The 18,555-nt window shown below is 71.2% G+C and carries 17 protein-coding genes; 8 read left to right on the top strand and 9 right to left on the bottom strand.

Annotated features, from left to right (window positions below):
• From J1C73_RS02120 to J1C73_RS02105, 4 genes are all read left to right on the top strand, one after another.
• Positions 1 to 929: carbohydrate ABC transporter permease (locus tag J1C73_RS02120; protein ID WP_207314801.1), on the top strand; the 929-nt coding region annotated here is incomplete at its 5' end.
• Positions 926 to 1,801 carry a carbohydrate ABC transporter permease gene (locus J1C73_RS02115; protein ID WP_207314800.1) on the top strand — a complete coding sequence of 292 codons (876 nt, stop codon included), beginning with the start codon at positions 926 to 928 and terminating at the stop codon, positions 1,799 to 1,801. The genes J1C73_RS02120 and J1C73_RS02115, both read left to right, overlap by 4 nt.
• Positions 1,802 to 1,839: 38 nt before the next feature.
• Positions 1,840 to 2,871, top strand: a complete 1,032-nt coding sequence (locus tag J1C73_RS02110) for a hydroxyacid dehydrogenase (RefSeq protein ID WP_207314799.1) — start codon at positions 1,840 to 1,842, stop codon at positions 2,869 to 2,871.
• Positions 2,868 to 4,775, top strand: a complete 1,908-nt coding sequence (locus tag J1C73_RS02105; RefSeq protein ID WP_207314798.1) for a DUF2264 domain-containing protein — start codon at positions 2,868 to 2,870, stop codon at positions 4,773 to 4,775. Before J1C73_RS02110 ends, J1C73_RS02105 begins: the two co-directional genes overlap by 4 nt.
• A 50-nt stretch (positions 4,776 to 4,825) precedes the next feature.
• On the opposite strand, the gene J1C73_RS02100 is transcribed toward J1C73_RS02105, so the two are convergent.
• The 7 genes from J1C73_RS02100 to J1C73_RS02070 all read right to left on the bottom strand — a co-directional run bounded on the left by J1C73_RS02100 (position 4,826) and on the right by J1C73_RS02070 (position 11,094).
• On the bottom strand, positions 4,826 to 5,458 hold the full coding sequence (locus J1C73_RS02100; RefSeq protein WP_207314797.1) for a LutC/YkgG family protein: 633 nt from the start codon (positions 5,456 to 5,458) through the stop codon (positions 4,826 to 4,828).
• Complete coding sequence (locus tag J1C73_RS02095) at positions 5,455 to 6,993, bottom strand: LutB/LldF family L-lactate oxidation iron-sulfur protein (RefSeq protein ID WP_207314796.1); 1,539 nt, start codon at positions 6,991 to 6,993, stop codon at positions 5,455 to 5,457. The genes J1C73_RS02100 and J1C73_RS02095 overlap by 4 nt, the downstream gene beginning before the upstream one ends.
• Positions 6,990 to 7,757, bottom strand: coding sequence for a (Fe-S)-binding protein (locus J1C73_RS02090; protein WP_123464644.1), 768 nt, complete (start codon positions 7,755 to 7,757; stop codon positions 6,990 to 6,992). Before J1C73_RS02090 ends, J1C73_RS02095 begins: the two co-directional genes overlap by 4 nt.
• Before the next feature lie 207 nt (positions 7,758 to 7,964).
• On the bottom strand, positions 7,965 to 8,696 hold the full coding sequence (locus J1C73_RS02085; protein WP_124285745.1) for a FadR/GntR family transcriptional regulator: 732 nt from the start codon (positions 8,694 to 8,696) through the stop codon (positions 7,965 to 7,967).
• Between the two features lie 122 nt (positions 8,697 to 8,818).
• Positions 8,819 to 9,862 carry a S66 family peptidase gene (locus J1C73_RS02080; protein ID WP_207314795.1) on the bottom strand — a complete coding sequence of 348 codons (1,044 nt, stop codon included), beginning with the start codon at positions 9,860 to 9,862 and terminating at the stop codon, positions 8,819 to 8,821.
• Positions 9,863 to 9,913: 51 nt separating this feature from the next.
• On the bottom strand, positions 9,914 to 10,291 hold the full coding sequence (locus tag J1C73_RS02075) for a nuclear transport factor 2 family protein (RefSeq protein ID WP_207314794.1): 378 nt from the start codon (positions 10,289 to 10,291) through the stop codon (positions 9,914 to 9,916).
• Between the two features lie 62 nt (positions 10,292 to 10,353).
• The gene (locus tag J1C73_RS02070; protein ID WP_207314793.1) at positions 10,354 to 11,094 is read right to left on the bottom strand and encodes a class I SAM-dependent methyltransferase; all 741 of its coding nucleotides are present in this window, start codon (positions 11,092 to 11,094) and stop codon (positions 10,354 to 10,356) included.
• A 192-nt stretch (positions 11,095 to 11,286) separates the two neighbouring features.
• Between J1C73_RS02070 and J1C73_RS02065 the strand changes: the two genes are divergently transcribed.
• Entirely contained in the window at positions 11,287 to 12,180 is an 894-nt protein-coding gene (locus J1C73_RS02065) for a DUF2510 domain-containing protein (RefSeq protein WP_123464634.1), read from the top strand.
• Between the two features lie 97 nt (positions 12,181 to 12,277).
• Positions 12,278 to 12,610, top strand: coding sequence for a hypothetical protein (locus J1C73_RS02060; protein WP_242643574.1), 333 nt, complete (start codon positions 12,278 to 12,280; stop codon positions 12,608 to 12,610).
• Here the strand turns inward: J1C73_RS02060 and J1C73_RS02055 are convergent.
• Positions 12,595 to 13,173: a tetratricopeptide repeat protein gene (locus J1C73_RS02055; RefSeq protein WP_207314792.1), complete on the bottom strand. Its 579-nt coding sequence runs from the start codon at positions 13,171 to 13,173 to the stop codon at positions 12,595 to 12,597. The two genes, J1C73_RS02060 and J1C73_RS02055, sit on opposite strands and share 16 nt — an antisense overlap.
• 64 nt (positions 13,174 to 13,237) lie before the next feature.
• Between J1C73_RS02055 and J1C73_RS02050 the strand changes: the two genes are divergently transcribed.
• Both J1C73_RS02050 and fusA read left to right on the top strand, forming a co-directional pair.
• Positions 13,238 to 14,239 (top strand): hypothetical protein, encoded by a 1,002-nt coding sequence (locus J1C73_RS02050; protein WP_207314791.1) that lies wholly within the window; start codon positions 13,238 to 13,240, stop codon positions 14,237 to 14,239.
• Positions 14,240 to 14,812: 573 nt separating this feature from the next.
• Complete coding sequence (gene fusA / locus J1C73_RS02045; RefSeq protein ID WP_207314790.1) at positions 14,813 to 16,912, top strand: elongation factor G; 2,100 nt, start codon at positions 14,813 to 14,815, stop codon at positions 16,910 to 16,912.
• 61 nt (positions 16,913 to 16,973) lie between these two features.
• Here fusA and J1C73_RS02040 read toward each other — a convergent pair whose 3' ends face one another.
• A complete protein-coding gene (locus tag J1C73_RS02040; RefSeq protein WP_123464627.1) occupies positions 16,974 to 18,419 on the bottom strand; it encodes a glyceraldehyde-3-phosphate dehydrogenase in 1,446 nt (481 codons plus the stop codon).
• Positions 18,420 to 18,555 lie beyond the last annotated feature (136 nt).

Genomic DNA, 18,555 nt, shown 5'->3' with positions numbered 1-18,555 from the left:
CCACACCCCCGGGCACCCCCCGCAAGTCCGCCAGACGTCGTGAACTCGGCGCGGCCGGCGCCCTGATGACCCCCTTCTTCATCCTCCTGGTGACGGTCTTCCTGATACCGGTCGCGACCGCCGTCTGGCTCAGCTTCTTCAGCGACGACCAGCCGGGGCTCGGCTTCGGTCCGGAGCGCACGGTCTTCGTCGGGCTGCGCAGCTACACCGCCGTGCTGAGCGACCCGACGTTCCTCAGCGGCCTGGGCACCGTCGTCCTGTACTGCCTGATCTACATCCCGGTGATGGTGATCGGCGCGCTCGCGCTGGCCCTGCTGCTGGACTCCGGAGTGGTGCGGCTGCGCTCCTGGGCGCAGCTCGGGCTCTTCCTGCCGCACGCCGTGCCGGGCATCATCGCCGCCGTCATCTGGCTCTACCTCTACACACCTGGGCTGAGCCCGGTGATCGACCTGCTCGGCAAGGCGGACATCACGATCGACTTCCTCGGTGTGCACACGGTGGTGCCGTCGATCGTGAACATCGCCCTGTGGAGCAATCTCGGTTACAGCATGGTGGTCTTCTACGCCGCCCTGCAGGCCGTGCCGCGCGAGGTCATCGAGGCGTCCGTCGTCGACGGTGCCGGACCGGTCCGGACCGCGCTCCAGGTCAAGACGCCACTCGTGCGCTCCTCGGTCGTGATGGTCGCGATGTTCACCCTGATCTTCGCGCTCCAGCTCTTCACCGAGCCGATGCTGCTGAGCCAGTCGACCCCGATGATCAGCTCGCGGTTCTCGCCCAGCATGTACATCTACGACGCCGCGTTCACCCGTAACAACTACGGCCTGGCCGCCGCGGCCTCGGTTGTCCTGCTGGTCCTCACGATCGCGCTCTCCTACGGCGTGACCCGCTGGACCAACCGCTCCAACGCCCCCGAGGAGGACGTCCGATGAGCGCGACGAGTCCCGGCCGCACGGCCGCCGTCCTGCGTCCCCGCCTGCTGGGCCGCTCCGTCGTCAACCTGGTCGTCGGCATCTCCGTGCTGTACACGCTGCTGCCGGTGCTGTGGCTGGTGCTCGCCTCGTCGAAGGACCGCGACGCCCTGTTCGGCAGCGACGTCCTCTCGCTCGACCACTTCTCCTTCGCGCAGAACCTCAAGGACCTCTTCGCGATGGACGGCGGTGTGTACGGGCGCTGGTACGGCAACAGCCTGCTGTACGCGGTCCTCGGCGCGGCACTCGGCGCGCTGATCAGCATCGCCTGCGGGTACGCCTTCGACAAGTACCGCTTCGCGCACAAGGAGAAGCTGTTCGGCCTGGTCCTCGCCGCGGTGATGGTGCCGCAGACCGTGCTGGCGCTGCCGCTGTACCTGATGGCGTCCGGCACCGGACTGGTCAACACCTTCTGGTCCGTGTTCATCCCGGTGCTCTTCAACCCGTTCGGCGTGTACCTGGGCCGGATATTCAGCCAGGGCTACGTGCCCGACGAGGTGCTCGAAGCGGCCCGGGTGGACGGTGCCGGGGAACTGACGACGTACTTCCGGGTCGCGCTGCGGATGCTCGGGCCGGGTCTGGTCACCGTGTTCCTGTTCCAGCTCACCGCGATCTGGAACAACTTCTTCCTGCCCATGGTGATGCTCTCCGACCAGGACCTGTATCCCGTCAGCCTCGGTCTGTACATCTGGAACAGCTCCGCCACGGTCTCGCCCGAGTACTACCCCGTGGTGATCATGGGTTCGCTGCTCGCGGTCCTGCCGCTGATCCTCGCCTTCGCGCTGCTCCAGCGCTTCTGGAAGTCGGGGCTCTCCGCGGGCGCCGTCAAGTAGCCGTACCGCCTCCACCTCATCCCCGGACCAGGAGAAAGATGCCCACCACCACCCCTGCCGCGCGGCGCCGGCCGCGCGCCGCCGTCGCGATGAAGCCGGATGCCGCGGCCGCCCTGCTGGACGCCCGGTCGCTGGACGCGCTCTCGGAGGTGTGCGACCTCGCGCCACTGCCCGTCCTCGACGACTTCACCACCGACCGGGCCCGCGCCGTGCTCGCGGACACGGAACTGCTGGTCACCGGCTGGGGCTGTCCGCCCCTCGACGAGGCGGCACTGACCGCGGCGCCCCGGCTGCGCGCCGTCGTGCACACGGCCGGAAGCGTCCGCGGGCACATCACCGAGGCCTGCTGGGAACGCGGCATCGAGGTGTCGTCGGCCGCCGCCGCCAACGCCCTGCCGGTTGCCGAGTACACCGTCGCGATGATCCTGCTCTCCGGGAAGCGGACCCTGGAACGGGCCCGCGACTACCGGGTCGAGCGCCACCGGGGCAACTGGCTGGCCACCTCCCCGCAGGTCGGCAACTACGGCCGGACCGTGGGCATCCTGTCCGCCTCGCTCATCGGCCGGCGGGTCATCGAACTGCTGCGGCCCTACGACCTCCGGGTGCTGCTGCACGACCCGTACGTCTCCGACGCCGAAGCGGCCGCGCTCGGCGTCCGGCCGGTGGGGCTCGGTGAACTGTTCGCGCTGAGCGACGTGGTGAGCGTCCACACCCCGCTGCTGCCCGCCACCCACCGGCTCGTCAGCCGTGAGCTGCTGATGTCGATGCGCCCGGACGGTGTGCTCCTCAACACCTCGCGCGGCGCCGTCGTCGACCAGGACGCGCTGACCGACGTCCTGCTGCAGAACCGTATCCGGGCGGTCCTCGACGTCACCGAGCCCGACACCCTGCCGGCCGGCCACCCCCTGTGGGACTGCGAGAACGCCCTGATCACCCCGCATCTCGCCGGCTCCCAGGGCAACGAGTGGCGGCGGCTGGTCGATCTGGCCGTGGGCGAGACCGAACGCTGGGCCGCGGGCGACGGATTCGCCCATCCCGTACGACGCGAAAGGCTGGCATTCCTCGCATGAACCGACCGCACCCGAACTCCCCGGTGGAGCTCCCCGCCGACGACCGGTCGACGAGCCCGGTCACCGGATACACCCGCGCGCACTGGGAGGCGGCGGCGGACGGACTGCTGAAGGCGGCCTGGCAGTGGGCCACCCCCGGCAGCGCGCTGCTCGACCTGCCGGGACGCCCCTCCGCGTCCGGGGTCCGCTCCGACGGCCTCGAAGGCTACGCGCGCACCTTCCTCGCCGCCGCCTTCCGGGTCGCGGGCGCGGGCGGCAAGGACCCGCACGGCTGGCTCGACCGGTACGCGGACGGGCTCGCGGCCGGAACCCGTACGCCCGGCCGGGACGACACCGAGTCATGGCCGCTGATCCGCGACCACTCCGTGTTCGGCCAGCCCATGGTGGAGTCCGCCTCGGTCGCCATCGGGCTGCGGCTCACCCGGCCATGGCTCTGGGACCGGCTGGACCCGGCGGTGCAGGACCGCGCCGAGGAGTGGCTGCGCGGCGCCCTGCGGCACACCCCCGCGCCGAACAACTGGTACCTGTTCCCCTACTCGGTGGCCGGTTTCCTGGAGTCGGTGGGCCGCGGCGACGCGGAGACGGCCCGTGCGCGGGAGCGGGCACTCGACCTGCTGGAGAGCTGGTACCGCGGTCAGGGCTGGTACGCGGACGGCGACGGCCGCGCCTTCGACCACTACAACGGCTGGGCGCTGCACCTCTACCCGGTACTGGACGCCCATCTGTCGGGTGACTCCGAGCTGTCCGCGCACTACGGGGCACGGCTGCGCGAGCACCTGGAGAGCTTCTCGCTGCTGTTCGGCGGGGACGGTGCGCCGATCCACTTCGGCCGTTCGCTGTCCTACCGCTTCGCGGCCGGTTCGGCCGTCGGACTCGGCGCGCTGACCGGGCACACCCCGCTCGCTCCGGGCACGTCGCGGCGGGTGATCAGCGGGGCGCTGCGCTACTTCCTGGACCGCGGCGCGACCGGCACCGACGGGCTGCTGAGCCTGGGCTGGCACGGGACGCACGACGCGACGCTCCAGCCCTACTCGGGTCCGGCCTCCCCCTACTGGGCGTCCAAGGCCTTCGTCTCGCTGCTCGCCCCGGCGGACCACCCGCTGTGGACGGCCACCGAGGAGCCGGCCCCGAGCGAGGGGCCCGACCGGGTGCTCGCACTGCCCGCGCCGGGACTGCTCGTCCAGTCGACGCGGGCGGACGGGATCGTCCGGCTGCACAACCACGGAAGCGACCATGTCCGGCCGCACGAGGGCGAGTCGGCGGTGCAGGACGATCCGCTGTACAGCCGGCAGTCGTACTCGACGGTCACCGGCCCGACGGCGCGCGGGAACGCTGCCGACAACCATCTCGCCGTCGTCGTCGACGGGGCCCGCAGCGGCCGCCGTGCCATCCGCCCGCTGGGCGCGGGCGGCGGCGACGGCTGGGGCTGGGCCGCCTCCTGGCACCGCCCCGTGTTCGCCGGCGGTGCGCCGATGGTGCCGGGGCTGCGGGTGGAGAGCGTGACCGTGGTCCGCGGCCGGTACGAACTGCGGGTGCACCGGGTGCTGGGTGCCCCGCCCGGCGCCCGGGTGGAGCAGACGGGCTGGGCGACCGGTCCCGGGTCCGCGGTGGCGTCGGCCCTGCACGGTCTGCACGGCTGGGAGTCACAGGACGAGGTACGGGCACCGCAGGGCACGGCGTACACGCCCTGGGCGGTGCTGCCCCGGCTGGGGGCGGAGGCGGAGGGCACGGTGCTCCTGGCCGCGCTCGCCTCGCTCACCGCGGAGCCCGGCGCGGCCGTGCTCGACGCGGTGGTGAGCGGGGTGAACGCCGACGGGGACACGGTCGAGGTGTGCTGGGCCGAGGACGCGGCGACGACCCGCATCGGATTCGGGCCGGTGGAGGTGACGGTCGAACACGGCTGAGGACGGAACGGGGACGGTACGGGGGTGCGCGGTGGCGCACCCCCGCCTCCTCATACGTCCGTGCGGATCACGACGGCCAGGGTGCGGGGGCCGTGTACGCCCTCCACCCGTTCCAGTTCGATGTCGGAGGTGGCCGACGGTCCGCTGATCAGCGTCGTCGGCCGCTCGGGCACCAGCTCGGCCACCGCCTCCGGAACGCCCACCCGCACGGTCGACAGATCGACGACACAGACATGGAGATCGGGCACCAGGGACAGCGCGCGACGCCCCTGGTCGGGCGATCCGTCCAGGAAGATGGTGCCGGTCTCGGCGCAGCTGACGGCCGACGCCGTGACGACGCCGTCGAGGGCGTCCAGCCGCGGCGGAGGAATATCGGCGGAGTCCTGCCGCACCTCGCCGTCGTAGGCGGTGAGCCATTGCGGGTCGAGTCCGGCGGGCACCCCGATCCTTTGGGCGCCCCGCTCCCGCAGCACCTCGGCGATGACCTCGGCGGTCCGGTCGGCGGTGCAGGGGTGGACCTGGGCCTTGTAGTCGACGAGCCGGTCGGTGAACAGGGCCAGGCGCTCCGCGTCGGGGAGGGTACGGCCGGTGCGGTAGGCGCGCGGGACCGGGGTGTCGGCGGCGGGCGCGAGGGCCAGGGCGTCCCGGACGCGGCCGAGCACCGTTTCGCGAGCGGTCGTCACTTCTCCTCCTCCTGCTGGTTGCGCGTGTGTTCGTCGGCGGCCGCCCGCATCGTCGCCGCGCCCTCGGCCGAGGAGAGCCAGGAGCGGAAGGTCTGCTTGGGCGGGGCCGGGGTGTCCCGGCTGTCGCTCCAGCCGTTGAACGGCGGCGGCAGGTGGGAGATCTTCTGGTCCCGTCCGGCGATGACGCGGCCGATCCCCGATGCCTTCTGCGCGGCGGTGAAGAGCTTCGGCTTCCTCATCACTCCGGCCGCGGCCTTCATGGCGAGTTTCTCGGCCGTGGTGCCGGACTGCTCGGTGTGCTGGTGGCGCAGCTCGACCAGCAGCGACGGGATGTCGATCTTGACCGGGCAGGCGTCGAAACAGGCCCCGCAGAGGCTGGAGGCGTACGGCAGCGAGCTGTTGGGATCGTCCTTGGCGGCGTGCATTCCGGCGAGCTGCGGGGTGAGGACGGCGCCGATCGGCCCGGGGTACGTCGATCCGTAGGCGTGGCCGCCGGCGCGTTCGTACACCGGGCAGACGTTGAGACAGGCCGAGCAGCGGATGCAGTTGAGCGCCTCGCGGCCGATCCGGTCCGCGAGCGCGGCGGTGCGTCCGTTGTCCAGGAGCACCAGGTGGAAGGTCTGCGGCCCGTCGCCGGGGGTGACTCCGGTCCACATCGACGTGTACGGGTTCATCCGTTCGCCGGTGGAGGAGCGCGGCAGCAGTTGCAGGAAGACTTCCAGGTCCTGGTAGCGCGGCAGCACCTTCTCGATGCCCATGACGGTGATCAGGGTGTCGGGCAGGGTCAGGCACATCCGCCCGTTGCCCTCCGACTCGACGACGGACAGGGTGCCGGTCTCGGCGATGCCGAAGTTGGCTCCCGACACGGCGACCTTCGTCGTCATGAACTTCTCGCGCAGATAGGCGCGGGCCGCGGCGGCGAGATGCGCGGGAACATTGTCCAGCGACGGGTCGACGCCCGGGATCTCCTTGAGGAAGATCTCCCGGATCTCGTCCCGGTTGCGGTGGATCGCGGGCACCAGGATGTGCGAGGGCTTGTCGTGGGCGAGCTGCACGATGAGCTCGGCGAGGTCCGTCTCGTACGGGGTGATGCCGATGGATTCGAGGTGCTCGTTGAGACCGATCTCCTGGGTGGCCATCGACTTGACCTTGATGACCTCCTGACTCCCGGTCTCCTTGACCAGCCGCGCCACGATCTCGTTGGCCTCGGCGCCGTCCCGTGCCCAGTGGACCGTGCCGCCGCGTTCGGTGACCTTGCGCTCCAGCTCCTCGAGGAGCTCGGGGAGCCGGTTCATGGTGTCGGTCTTGATGGCCGATCCCGCGTCACGCAGCTCCTCCCAGTCGGGCAGCTCGCCGGTGACGTTGAGGCGCTTGGCGCGGATGGTGTGGGTGGCCCGGCCGAGATTGCGGCGCAGCTGTTCGTTGCCCAGGTCGTCGTGGGCCGCCGCGGGGAACGTCCGGTCGCCGCGCAGATTGCCCGTTCCGTACGGGGAGCGGGGCGGCGTCGCGGGCATGCCGAGAAAGGTGCTGCTCATCGGGCGGCCTCCATCGGGAGATGCGGCGAGGTGCGGGTGGCGGAGAGGATCTGCGCCAGGTGCAGGGTGCGGGTGCCGGAGCTGATCCGGGAGAGCCCGCCGCCGATGTGCATCAGACACGACGAGTCGCCGGCGGTGCACACATCGGCCCCGGTGGTGGCGATGTTGCGCATCTTGTCCTGGAGCATCGCGGTCGACGTGTCGGCGTTCTTCAGGGCGAAGGTGCCGCCGAATCCGCAGCAGGCGTCGGCCTCGGGCAGCTCGACCAGGTCGATCGAGTCGACGGCCCGCAGCAGCCGCAGCGGCTTCTCACCGACTCTGAGCATGCGCAGGGAGTGACAGGTGGGGTGGTACGTCACCCGGTGCGGGAAGTACGCGCCGACATCGGTGGCGTCCAGCACGTCGACGAGGAACTCCGAGAGCTCGTACGTCTTCGCCCTGACGGTGGCGACACCCGCGCGCAGCGCCGCGTCGCCGTACCGTTCGGCGATGAGCTCGTGCTGGTGGCGGACCGAGCCGGCGCACGATCCCGACGGCATGACGACGGCCTCGATGGAGGCGTCACCGAACTGCTCGGCGAAATTGCGCACCAGCGGGACGGGTTCGCGCTGGTAGCCGGTGTTGACATGCATCTGGCCGCAGCAGGTCTGCCCCGGCGGGAACACCACGTCGTGTCCCAGGCGTGCCAGCAGCACCGCGGTGGATTTCACCGCCTCGGGGAAGAGCGTGTCTCCCAGACAGGTGGCGAAGAGTCCGATGCGCATGGGTCTCCCCGATCATTTCTCTGCGTGATGTTCGGCGCTTTTTATGGTCCGACCATACTATCCTCAAGCCGGAACCGGAAAGAGGCCGACGCGCGCGGCGGACGGCTGATCCCCGCTCGCGCCACTCCACGCAAAAGCCGCCGCGGCGCCCGGGGCAGCGGGCATCGCGACGGCTCGGGTCAGGCGTCAGGCGTCAGGCGGTGGACGTCAGGCGGTGGGCTTCTCGTCGACCAGCGTGCCGTGCAGTCCACGGATGTGCGCCTCGACGGCATCGGCCGCCCGCACCCCCTCGCCCGCGCGCACCAGGCGCAGCAGCTCGATGTGGTCGGCGTTGAGCGCGGCGGCCGTGGCCGGCCAGTCCTCCGCCGCCTCCAGGGCGCGCAGGATCAGCGGCCGGACCGACTCCCGCACCGCGGAGGTGAGGGTGGAGGTCAGCTCGTTGCCGGAGCTGCGGGCGATCCTGACGTGGAACCGGGTGTCCAGGTCGTTGAACTCCGGCACCTCGACATCCGGCTCCCCCATCCGTACGACCAGCGCCTCGGCCTCGTCCAGATCGGCCGCGGAGGCGTGCCGTGCGGCGGCCTCGAAGCTGGACCGCTCCAGGGCCACGCGCGCTTCCAGCACGTCCTGAAGGCTGTAACTGCCGAGGGCGAAGTGGAGTCGGAGCAGCCGGCCGAGGGCGCCTTCGGGGTTACGGACGATCCGCGCCCCGGCGTCCGGGCCCCGGCCCGGCTGGGCCACCAGGACGCCGATGGTCTCCAGCACCCGCAACGCCTCGCGCAGCGCCGACCGGCTCACGCCGAGGACCGGCGCGAGCTCCCGTTCGGGCGGCAGCCGGTCGCCGGCCTTGAGCTCGCCGGCGAACACCCGCTGCTCGATGCTCTGGAGCACCAGCTCATGCGTGCGCGACTGCCGTACCGGCTGCCATTCGACGGGCATCCGTCACCCCCTGCCGCGGCCGGAGCCGTTCCCCGGGCCGGCCGCTCTTGTCCGAATCTCCAACTATGTCACACATGGCATGTGGTCGGACCAGAACAGACGCCGCCCCCTGTGGGCGTCCCTCAGTACGTCACGACGATGCGCCGGGCCACACCGTCCACCCGCACCTGGCCGCCGTAGGGAATGATCAGCTGAGGGTCCGTGTGGCCCAGGTCGACATCGAGGACGGCCATGGTCCCGGGGGCGTACTCCGCCAACGCCCGGAGCACCGACTGCCGTTGCAGCACCCGGTACTCCTCCCCCGCCTCGGCTCCCAGCGGACTGTCGAAGGACCAGTTCTTCGCCCGCGCCATCAGCAGCGCCGGGAACTGCTTCAGGAGTCCCCGCTCCCCCATGTTCCGCAGGATCTGGTAGACCGCGTCGGCACCGGGCATCTCCTCCGACGTTTCGAGGAACAGCACCCGGCCCGCGTACGCGGCCGCGGGCAGTATCTCCCGGTCCGCCATCAGCAGCCAGGACAGGATCTCCAGATTCCCGCCCCAGCTCGCCCCCTGGACCACCCGGCCGGCGTTGTGCCAGATCCAGTCGTCGGCGGGCAGCATGCCGGGTTCGCGGTCGAAGGTCCGCGGATCCTCCCAGCGGTCATTCACGCTGCCGGTCTCCTTCGCCGGGGTGAGCTCGCGGGCATCGTGGGTGAAGAGCGCCGCCCGCAGCGAGTCGGCCGTCAGGGGGTGCATCGCGCCCGGGCGTCCCAGCTCGACCATCACCGATCCGCCGTGGTAGGCGACGATGCCCAGATTCCCGAGGAACACCAGCAGATTGGTGCAGTCGCTGTAGCCGAAGAACGGCTTGGGGTTGGCCCGCAGCAGCTCCCGGTCCAGGTACGGCAGCACGGTGATCTGGTCGTCTCCGCCGATGCTGGAGATGACGGCCTTGATCGCGGGGTCGGCGAAGGCCGCGTGGATGTCGGCGGCCCGCTCCTGGGGCGATGAGCCCATCTTCCGGGTGCTCGGGTACTCCACCGGTTCCAGCCCGTACTCCTCGCGGAGTCTGCGCAGTCCCAGCTCGAACGGGAGCGGAAGGATGCCGGGAAGCCCGGATGAGGGGGACAGCACGGCGACGCGGTCACCGGGCCGGGGCTTGGCGGGATAGCTGGGGGTCGTCATTTCAGGAGCCTAGACGGCACGCCGCCGGTCGGCCGCCGAATACCCGTGTGACTAGGGGGCGTTGACCGGTGTGCCCTGGTGGAAGTACAGCCGCCAGCGCGAATCCGTCCGCCGCCAGATCGAATTGCGCCGCACTGTAAGGCCGTTGCTCTCCGTCGTGAACGTCAGGTGGACGAGGCCGGGGGCCAGCAGTGCGCCGGACATGCCGGTGGCGGCGATCGGGGCGGGGGCCTCCTCGCCGACGGCGGAGGTGACGACGAGGACCGACGCTCTGTCATAGCGCCGCCCGGACGCACCGAACTCGGTGAACTCCTGGTCGAGGAGTTCGGTCACCGCGTCGGGCGAGGCCCGCACCTGCGGATCGAGCAGCCGCAGCTCCCCCTCGACGGCGGCCCGCACGGACCGCTCCTCGTCATCGTTTCCACTCATGCGGAAACCCTAAAGCCCTTCGTCCGGATCGCCGTGGGCCCGCACGGCTGTTTCCGGTGCGGTCAGGCCAGGACCAGCAGGTCCATCCAGCTGACGGCCGGCCGGTCCGGCTCCTGCTCCGCGGCCCGCCGCAGCCGCCGCATCCCGCACGCGAACTCCTCATCAGTGAGGGCCCGGAGCTTCGCATCGGTGTCCCGCCGGATCCGGTCGGCGAAGCCGGACAGGCTCGGTGCACTCTCCTGCGGCACCGCGTGCAGCGCGACCCGGGTGAAACCGGCGGCGCCGAACGCCGCGCAGGTCTGCTCGACGGTCGGATAGCCGTCGACGATGCGCGCGGTCCCGGGGAAGAACCGCACCCGCAGGTCCCGCGTGCACCGGCCGGGAAACGAGTTGCGGATCAGCACCGGCGCCCCCGGCTTCAGCGCCCTGCGTATCTCCCGTGCCGCGGCGGGCAGATCGTCGATGTGGTGGACGACCGAGCCGAGCCAGGCGGCGTCCGCGCATCCGTCCGGCACCGGCAGCGCCTCGGCCCGGCCGTCCAGCACCTCGATGTCCGCGGTCCGCGGGATCAGCGCGCGCATGGCGGCGGCCGGCTCCACCGCCAGCACCCGCACCCCGAACCAGTCGGCGAACGCGGCCGAGAAGGCCCCCGTACCGGCCCCGACATCCAGAACAACCTCCCCCGGCGCCAGCGGTACCTCGGCTGCGACGGCCGCACGCCATGCGGTGAGCCCGTCGCGCGGTATCTCCCGGGCGATCCGGTACTCCTCGGCGAACCGACGGTCTGGAGCAGTCGCTTCCATGTGCCCTCAATCCTGCCGTGGCCGACGGACCGGGCGAACCGCTGCCGCAGGACCACCGCGCTCCGTCGCGGATGCTAGCGAGCTTCGTCATCAATTGTCTAGACCAGAATCAGGTCCGGAGCAGGGCCGGAACCGCTCATCCAGCTCATCCGGTTCATCGGATTCTCACGCAACCCGGCTACGGTGGCTGCCGTGACGCAGACGAGCCCGCCCGGCTGGCATCCAGACCCCGGGTACACAGGATTTGGCCCCATCCAGGAACGCTGGTGGGACGGCAGTCAGTGGACCGATCACCTCCGCGTGCCACCGGCGACCGCGCGCAGCCGCCGGATACGCATCGGTGCCGGCATAACCGCCGGTGTGGTGCTGCTCGCCGCCATCGGCGGTGGCGTGTACCTGCTGGCCGACGACTCCGGCAAGAAGACGGACACGGCCACCGCACCGTCCGCCTCGCCCTCCCCTGCGCCCAGTCGTCAGCCCGGCGCACCGGGCGGCAGCGGTGGCGATGGCGGCGGGAACGAGAGCCCCGAGCAGCAGCAGCCGCAGACCGAGGACGGTTACGCGACGGACCTGGCGAGCGGAATCAGCATCCCGGTCCCTGACGGCTGGAAGGGCGAGTCGGGCATGGGCGCGGGGGTGACCACAGGTTCGTACGCCTGCCCCGGGGACACCAAGCAGAAGTGTGTCCGCGGCGGAGTGTTCTCCGTCCCGGCCAAGGCGCTGAAGCTGAACACCACGACCGCGAGGGCCACGGCCGAGAAGGACATCGCCGCCAACGCGAAGGACTCGTACGGCGAGCAGATCTACGGCGGCATCACCTCGCACCAGGAGCTGAAGTCCGAGCCGGTCACCGTCGCCGGCCAGAAGGGCTACCGGGTGCGCTGGAAGGTCGTGACGAAGAACGGCGACGACGGGTACGTCGAGTCGCTGGCCTTCCCCGCCCCTCGGGCCGAGAACATGCTGGTCGTCGTCCGTTCGGGCTTCGACATCAACACCAAGGCACCGGCCCTGTCCGTCCTGGACGACATCACCAAGGGCATCAAGGCCGCCTCGGGCACGGGTTCCGGCCCCGGCACCACGGCATAGCCACTGCCGCCGGGGCGGCCCGGGTGAGTACCCGGGCCGCCCCGGACTGAGTACGCCGCCCGATCCCGCACCGGTCCGTCGCTGCTCGAATGGGACCATGGCTCCCGACGCACCGCGCCCCCGCATGCAGCACGTCACCAGTGCCGGCACCACGCTGGCCGTCACGCTGGCTCCGCTGGTGATCGGGGTCCTGCTGGCCCGGACGATGGCCCTGGACCCCCATACGCCGGTGAACGCACTGATCACCCGGGGTGGCCGGGGCGCGGGCATCTCGCCCGCCGAGTGGCGCGGCTGCGGCCAAAACGCGCTCCGGCGGTGCCGCAGGACATGGCAGCCCCGAACCGGCCGCAGTCGGCCCGGGGAACTCGCTGCCAGTACCCCGGCGCCGGCCCGGGGGCCCTCCCGCGGCCGTACTCAGCCGATCCGGTAGACGAACGAGGGCCACGGCTCCCCCGTCACCCGCTGCCAGGCCTGCCGGATTCCTTCCGGTTCCCGGGCGCGCGCACGGGCGAACGCGGTGACGCAGGCCGCGTGCACGTCACTGCGTCCGGTGCGCCCGGTGAGCCGGTGGATACGGTCCAGAGCCGCCGCGGCCTCGGTCGCGCGGCCCGCGTCGAGGTGGACGTCGACCGCCGCGCCCAGAGCGGCGGCGAGCCCCGACAGCGCGGCGTCCAGATCTGCCGCGTACCGCTTGCGGCCTCCCGTCTCCATGAGCGCCCGCAAAATGGTCTCGGCCTCCGTGAAGCAGGCCTCCGCCTCCTCTTCGTCCCCGGTGCGGTGCAGGGCCCGGCCGAGGAGCCGCAGCCGCTGGGCGATCCGTGACCGGTGCTCCTGACCGTCGGGTTCCGCCGAACGCCGCGTGATCTCCAGCGCCTCGCGGGCGGCGGCCACCGAGCCGTCGCCTGAGTCCGTACGAGACAGATGGGCACTGAGCGCGGCCAGCGTCCGGGCCAACTCCGGCTCGTGGGGCGGCGGGATCACGTTCGGCGGCACGCCGGTACAACGCCACACTGCGCTCGGCGGCTGCCACGGACTCGCTGAAATCTCCGTCCCGCGCATGGCACAGGGCGAGACCGTCGAGGGCCTCGGCGAGCGCCGGCTCGTAGACATCCGGACTGGAGATGGCCAACCGGGAGCAGCGGGCGGCGAGTTCACGCAGCACGACCCGTTCCTCGTCGTGATCCTCCAGCCTGTCGAGGTGGTGCGAGAGGCACCGAAGGGCGATCACGAGCCGCGGCTCACCGGCTGCGAGGTCGTACACGATCATGGCGCGACAGGCCGCCACCGCCTCCGTGGCCGTCTCGCGCGCCCGGTCGACTTCACCGGTGGAGCCCAGGCACCAGGCCAGGTCGCTGAGCAACCGGGCGTGCAGGGACAGGCCTTCCGGGTTGAGCCGGGGCAGCACCACGCCGGTGCGCTCCCGTGCCTCGTCGCCCGCCTCGATCGCTTCGTCGAACCGGGCGAGCGTGCGCAGCACGCCGGTCAGCTCGACCAGCGTCCGCGTGTACAGCAGTTCCACGGGGAGTCGCCGCCACGGGGACAACTCCCTTATCAGGGCGACACATCGCCGGTAGACATCGGCGGACTCCGCCGGCCGTCCGGCCCACTCCAGCACGCATGCGTATGCGCGCAGCGCCTGGGCCCGGCTGCCCGACGAGCGGCCGACCGGACCCGTCGCGACGCCCCCGTACGCATCCGCATGTTCACGGGCGACCACCAGCGCCTCGTCGAGTCTGCCGACCCCCGCAAGCGCGAAGGTGAGCGTCACCCGGCGGTCGACGGCCGGCGTCCTGAGCGCGCGGGCCTCGGGAACGGCCAGGGACTCCTCCACCGCGGCGAGCGCCTCCGCGTACCGCCCCGCCTGACGCAGCAGTTCGCCACGCAGCGCGAGGGATCGGGCCAGCCGGCGCCGGTGGCCGCCGACGGAACGCCGGCCGGTGGCCGGGGCACGGAACAGGGCGACCGCTTCCCCGCTCCACTTCAGTCGACTCGCCAACGGCTGCGGAGGGATGAGCAACGTACGGGGCGACGAGCAGCGCCGGAGTGCGGCCCCGAGTAACGCGGGGCCCGGCCGGAGCCCGGCCCCGGCCGCAAGACGCAGCACCGGCAACAGTGCCCGGGCGACCCCCATGGACTCGCCTCCGTCTCTGTGTGAATGGCGTAGCGAACGTAGTAATGACAGCGGGGGACGCCTCTTGGTTCCCTTCGCCGTGACACGGATCCGCCCCCGACGGCTAAGGCCGGGCAACGGCATCGGCTTCCCGGGAAATCCGCTTCTCTCCCCCGTACCCGCTTCCCTAGACTCGCCACGAACTCGCGCGCCGCCATCACGGCATGGCGCGCACCGTGACCAGTGAGGGGAGACCTGCCGTGCGCTACCGCACCGCTGTCGTCGTTCCCCTGTCGCGGTACGAGGTGATCCTGGTGTCTACCTCCGCCCGGCGTCGGCTGCGCGGCCGGCCCCGGACACCCGTGACGAACAGCTGAGCCCTGTCCGTTCATTGACGAACCGTCATCGCCGCGGCGCCCTGTGCGGCGCGCCGCTGCCAAGGGTTCCGCGGGCCTGGACACAGGCCTCCTCGTCCGGGCATCGCGCCGTCTTCTTCCGGATCACCCCGAAAGGCCACGGACCGTGCGTACCGAACTGCACCGTCATCTCACCAGCGCACTGAGCGGCGTTCGCAACCTGGGCATCCTCGCCCATGTCGATGCCGGCAAGACCACCGTCACCGAACGGATCCTCTACGCCACCGGCACCACCCACAAGCGCGGCGAGGTCCATGACGGGACGACCATCACCGACTTCGACCCGCAGGAGCGCGACCGGGGCATCACCATCTTCGCCGCTGCGGTGAGTTGTACGTGGGCGGACCACCGGATCAATCTGATCGACACTCCGGGACACGTCGACTTCGCCGACGAGGTCGAGCGTTCGCTGCGGGTGCTCGACGGTGCGATCGCGGTGTTCGACGCAGTCGCGGGCGTGGAGCCGCAGAGCGAGTCGGTGTGGCGCCAGGCCGACCGGCACGCCGTGCCGCGCATCGCGTTCGTCAACAAGCTCGACCGCGTCGGCGCCGACCTAGACGCGGCGGTCGCGTCGATCCGGGAGCGGCTGCACACGGTCCCGTTGGTGGTCCAGCTTCCGGTCGGGGACGAGGAGCGGTTCACCGGAGTGGTGGATCTGCTGCGCATGCGGGCACTGCTCTGGACCGATGGCTGTGACACGTACGAGGAGGGGGAGGTCCCCGAAGCGCTGCGGGAGGAGGCACAACGGCGCCGACGGCTGCTGGAGGAGACGGTGGCGGAGCTCCACCCGGTCGCCCTGGAGGAGTTCTGCGCGCGGTCCACGCTCTGCGCGCGGACGCTGGCCGAGGCGTTGCGCGATCTGACCCGTACCGGTGAAGGGGTCGTCGTGCTGTGCGGTTCGGCCTACCGCAACCGCGGTATCGAGCCGCTGCTGGAGGCCGTCGTGGCCTATCTGCCCTCCCCGCTGGACGTGCCACCGGTGCGCGGCACACTCGGCGGCGAAGTGCGGGAGCGAGCCGCCGATCCGGCGGCTCCGCTCGCCGCGCTGGCGTTCAAGGTGACCGCGACCGCGACGGGCCGGCTGACCTATCTGCGGGTGTATTCGGGCACGCTCAGGAAGGGGGAGACGGTGCTGGACGCGGGCGCCCGGCGCAGCGAGCGTGTCGGCCGCATCCTGCGGGTCCAGGCGGACCGGCACGTCGATGTGGACGAGGCGGTGGCCGGGGACATCGTCGCGGTGATCGGTCTCAAGGCCGCCCGGGCCGGCGCCACTCTGTGCGCGCCGGGTGCCCCGTTGGTCCTCGAACCGCCCACCGTGGCGGATCCGGTCGTGTCGGTCGCGGTCGAGGCCGGCCGGAGCACCGACACGGAGCGGCTGATGTCCGCACTGGCGCGGCTGGCCGAGGAGGACCCGTCGCTGGCGGTGCGGACGGACCCCGAGACGGGTCAGACGGTGCTCTCGGGCATGGGCGAACTCCACCTGGAGGTGGCGGCGGAGAAGATCCGCCGCGCCCACGGGCTGGAGGTCCGGGTCGGCCGGCCGCAGGTCGCCTTCCGGGAGACGGTCGTGCGCGGTGTGTCCGCTCTGGTGTACCGGCACGTCAAGCAGGACGGAGGGGCCGGGCAGTTCGCCCATGTCGTTCTCGACGTCGAACCGTTGGAGTCGACCGACGGTCAAGACGGCGCGGGCGGGGCGGAGTTCGTGTTCCGCTCGGCCGTCGTCGGCGGCCGGGTGCCGCAGGAGTACGTCCGGGCGGTGGCGGCCGGCTGCCGGGACGCCCTGGTCGAGGGTCCCGTCGGCGGGCATCCGGTGACCGGGGTGCGGGTGACGCTGACCGACGGCGCCACCCATCCCAAGGACTCCTCGGAGATGGCGTTCCGCACCGCCGGGCGGTTCGCGCTCCGGGAGGCGCTGCGCGCCTGCGCGATGGTGCTGCTGGAACCGGTGGCCGAGGTCACGGTCACCGTGCCCGACGACGCCGTCGGCGGGGTGCTCGGTGACCTGGCCGCACGGCGTGGCCAGGTGTCCGGTACCACCGCGCGGCCCGGTACGGCGGTGATCACGGCGACGGTGCCGCTGGCCGAACTGTTCGGCTACGCGACCCGGCTGCGCAGCCGGACCCAGGGCCGGGGGACGTTCACCACCCGGGCCACGGGCTATGCCCCGGCACCGAACACGGTGTCGGGCCCGGCACCGGCCCGGTAGTCCTCGGTACCGGTCCCGTGTGCGGGCAGCCTCCGGGCTGCCCGCACACGGGACGGCGGGGTCAGAGCACGGGGACGGGGAAGGTCGGGTACTCCACCCCGGAGACGTGCTGGACGACCCGGACGACCTGGCAGGAGTAGCCGAACTCGTTGTCGTACCAGAGGTAGAGGATCGCGTTGTCCCCATCGACCTGAGTGGGCCCGGCATCGACGATGGAGGCATGGCGCGAGCCGATGAAGTCGCTGGAGACCGCGTCCGGGGCGGTGGTGAAGTCGATCTGGCGCTTGAGCGGCGACGTGAGCGACACCTCGCGGAGGTGGTCGAGGACCTCGGTGCGGGTGGTCTCGCGCCCGAGCTTCAGGCTGAGGATCGCGATCGAGACGTCCGGCACCGGTACCCGGATCGAGCTGCCGGTGATCGTCGCGTCGAGGTCGGGCAGCGCCTTGGCCACGGCGGACGCCGCACCGGTCTCGGTGATGACCATGTTGAGCGGCGCCGAGCGGCCGCGGCGGTCGGAGCTGTGGTAGTTGTCCAGCAGGTTCTGGTCATTGGTGAACGAGTGGATCGTCTCCACGTGACCGCGCAGGACGCCGTACTCGTCCGCCATCGCCTTCAGCGGCGGGACGATCGCGTTGGTGGTGCAGGAGGCACAGGAGATGATCTGCTCGTCCGGCTTGATCATGTCGTGGTTGACGCCATGAACGACATTGGGGACGTCGCCCTTGCCCGGCGCGGTGAGCACGACCTTGGCGACGCCGGGGCGCAGGTGCTGCGACAGGCCCTCGCGGTCGCGCCACCGGCCGGTGTTGTCGATGAGGACGGCGTCCTTGATCCCGTACGCCGTGTAGTCCACCGTCGTCGGGTCGTCAGAGTAGATCACCTTGATCTCGTTGCCGTTGGCGATGATCTTGTTGTTCGCCTCGTCAACGGTGATCGTGCCCTGGAACTGTCCGTGGATCGAGTCGCGGCGCAGCAGTGAGGCGCGCTTGACGATGTCCTGGCCCGCCGCCTTGCGGACGACGATGGCACGCAGCCGCAGGCCGTTGCCGGAGCCCGCCTTCTCGATGAGCAGCCGGGCGAGGAGGCGGCCGATGCGGCCGAATCCGTAGAGGACGACATCGCGCGGCTCGCGGCACTCGATCTTGTCGGCCCCCGTGGCGCCGGCGACGGCCCCGGCGGTGAACTCCGCCATGGACAGACCGCGGTCGTCGGTCCGGTACATCGCGGCGAGCATCCCGATGTCGATCTGGGAAGGGCCGAGATCGAGGGTGGTGAGAGCCTTCAGGAACGGCAGCGTCTCGGTGACCGAGAGCTCCTCACCGGCGATCTGCCGGGCGAACCGGTGGGTCTTGAGGATGCTGACCACCGACTTGTTCACCAGGGAGCGGCTGTGCAGCAGGACGGTGACGTCCCGCTCCCGGTGCAGCTTCCCGATGATCGGGATCATCGACTCCGCGATCTCCTCGCGGTTCTTCCAGTTGGTGAACGAGTCGTCATTGACAGTCACAGGTTTATCTTTCGAGCTAGGAGGCGCTCATATGGTAACCCGCTGCTGTTTTGATCATTCAAACGGTGTCGCCCCGGGGCCGCGCCCAGGCCGCAGACAGCCTCAGCCGCGTACACACGGCAGACATGAACTCGTC

This window comes from Streptomyces laculatispora, assembly GCF_017353455.1.
GTDB classification, from domain to species: Bacteria; Actinomycetota; Actinomycetes; order Streptomycetales; family Streptomycetaceae; genus Streptomyces; species Streptomyces laculatispora.
This window is presented reverse-complemented; position numbering and strand designations above follow the sequence as displayed.

Excerpts from the sequence above, each read along its gene's own strand:
- J1C73_RS02075 (WP_207314794.1), bottom strand. The coding sequence starts at position 10,291 with ATGAGTGGAAACGATGACGAGGAGCGGTCCGTGCGGGCCGCCGTCGAG.
- J1C73_RS02090 (WP_123464644.1), bottom strand. The coding sequence starts at position 7,757 with ATGCGCATCGGACTCTTCGCCACCTGTCTGGGAGACACGCTCTTCCCC.
- J1C73_RS02085 (WP_124285745.1), bottom strand. The coding sequence starts at position 8,696 with ATGCCCGTCGAATGGCAGCCGGTACGGCAGTCGCGCACGCATGAGCTG.
- J1C73_RS02110 (WP_207314799.1), top strand. The coding sequence starts at position 1,840 with ATGCCCACCACCACCCCTGCCGCGCGGCGCCGGCCGCGCGCCGCCGTC.
- J1C73_RS02060 (WP_242643574.1), top strand. The coding sequence starts at position 12,278 with ATGGCTCCCGACGCACCGCGCCCCCGCATGCAGCACGTCACCAGTGCC.
- J1C73_RS02105 (WP_207314798.1), top strand. The coding sequence starts at position 2,868 with ATGAACCGACCGCACCCGAACTCCCCGGTGGAGCTCCCCGCCGACGAC.
- J1C73_RS02070 (WP_207314793.1), bottom strand. The coding sequence starts at position 11,094 with ATGGAAGCGACTGCTCCAGACCGTCGGTTCGCCGAGGAGTACCGGATC.
- J1C73_RS02115 (WP_207314800.1), top strand. The coding sequence starts at position 926 with ATGAGCGCGACGAGTCCCGGCCGCACGGCCGCCGTCCTGCGTCCCCGC.
- J1C73_RS02080 (WP_207314795.1), bottom strand. The coding sequence starts at position 9,862 with ATGACGACCCCCAGCTATCCCGCCAAGCCCCGGCCCGGTGACCGCGTC.
- J1C73_RS02095 (WP_207314796.1), bottom strand. The coding sequence starts at position 6,993 with ATGAGCAGCACCTTTCTCGGCATGCCCGCGACGCCGCCCCGCTCCCCG.
- J1C73_RS02050 (WP_207314791.1), top strand. The coding sequence starts at position 13,238 with ATGGCACAGGGCGAGACCGTCGAGGGCCTCGGCGAGCGCCGGCTCGTA.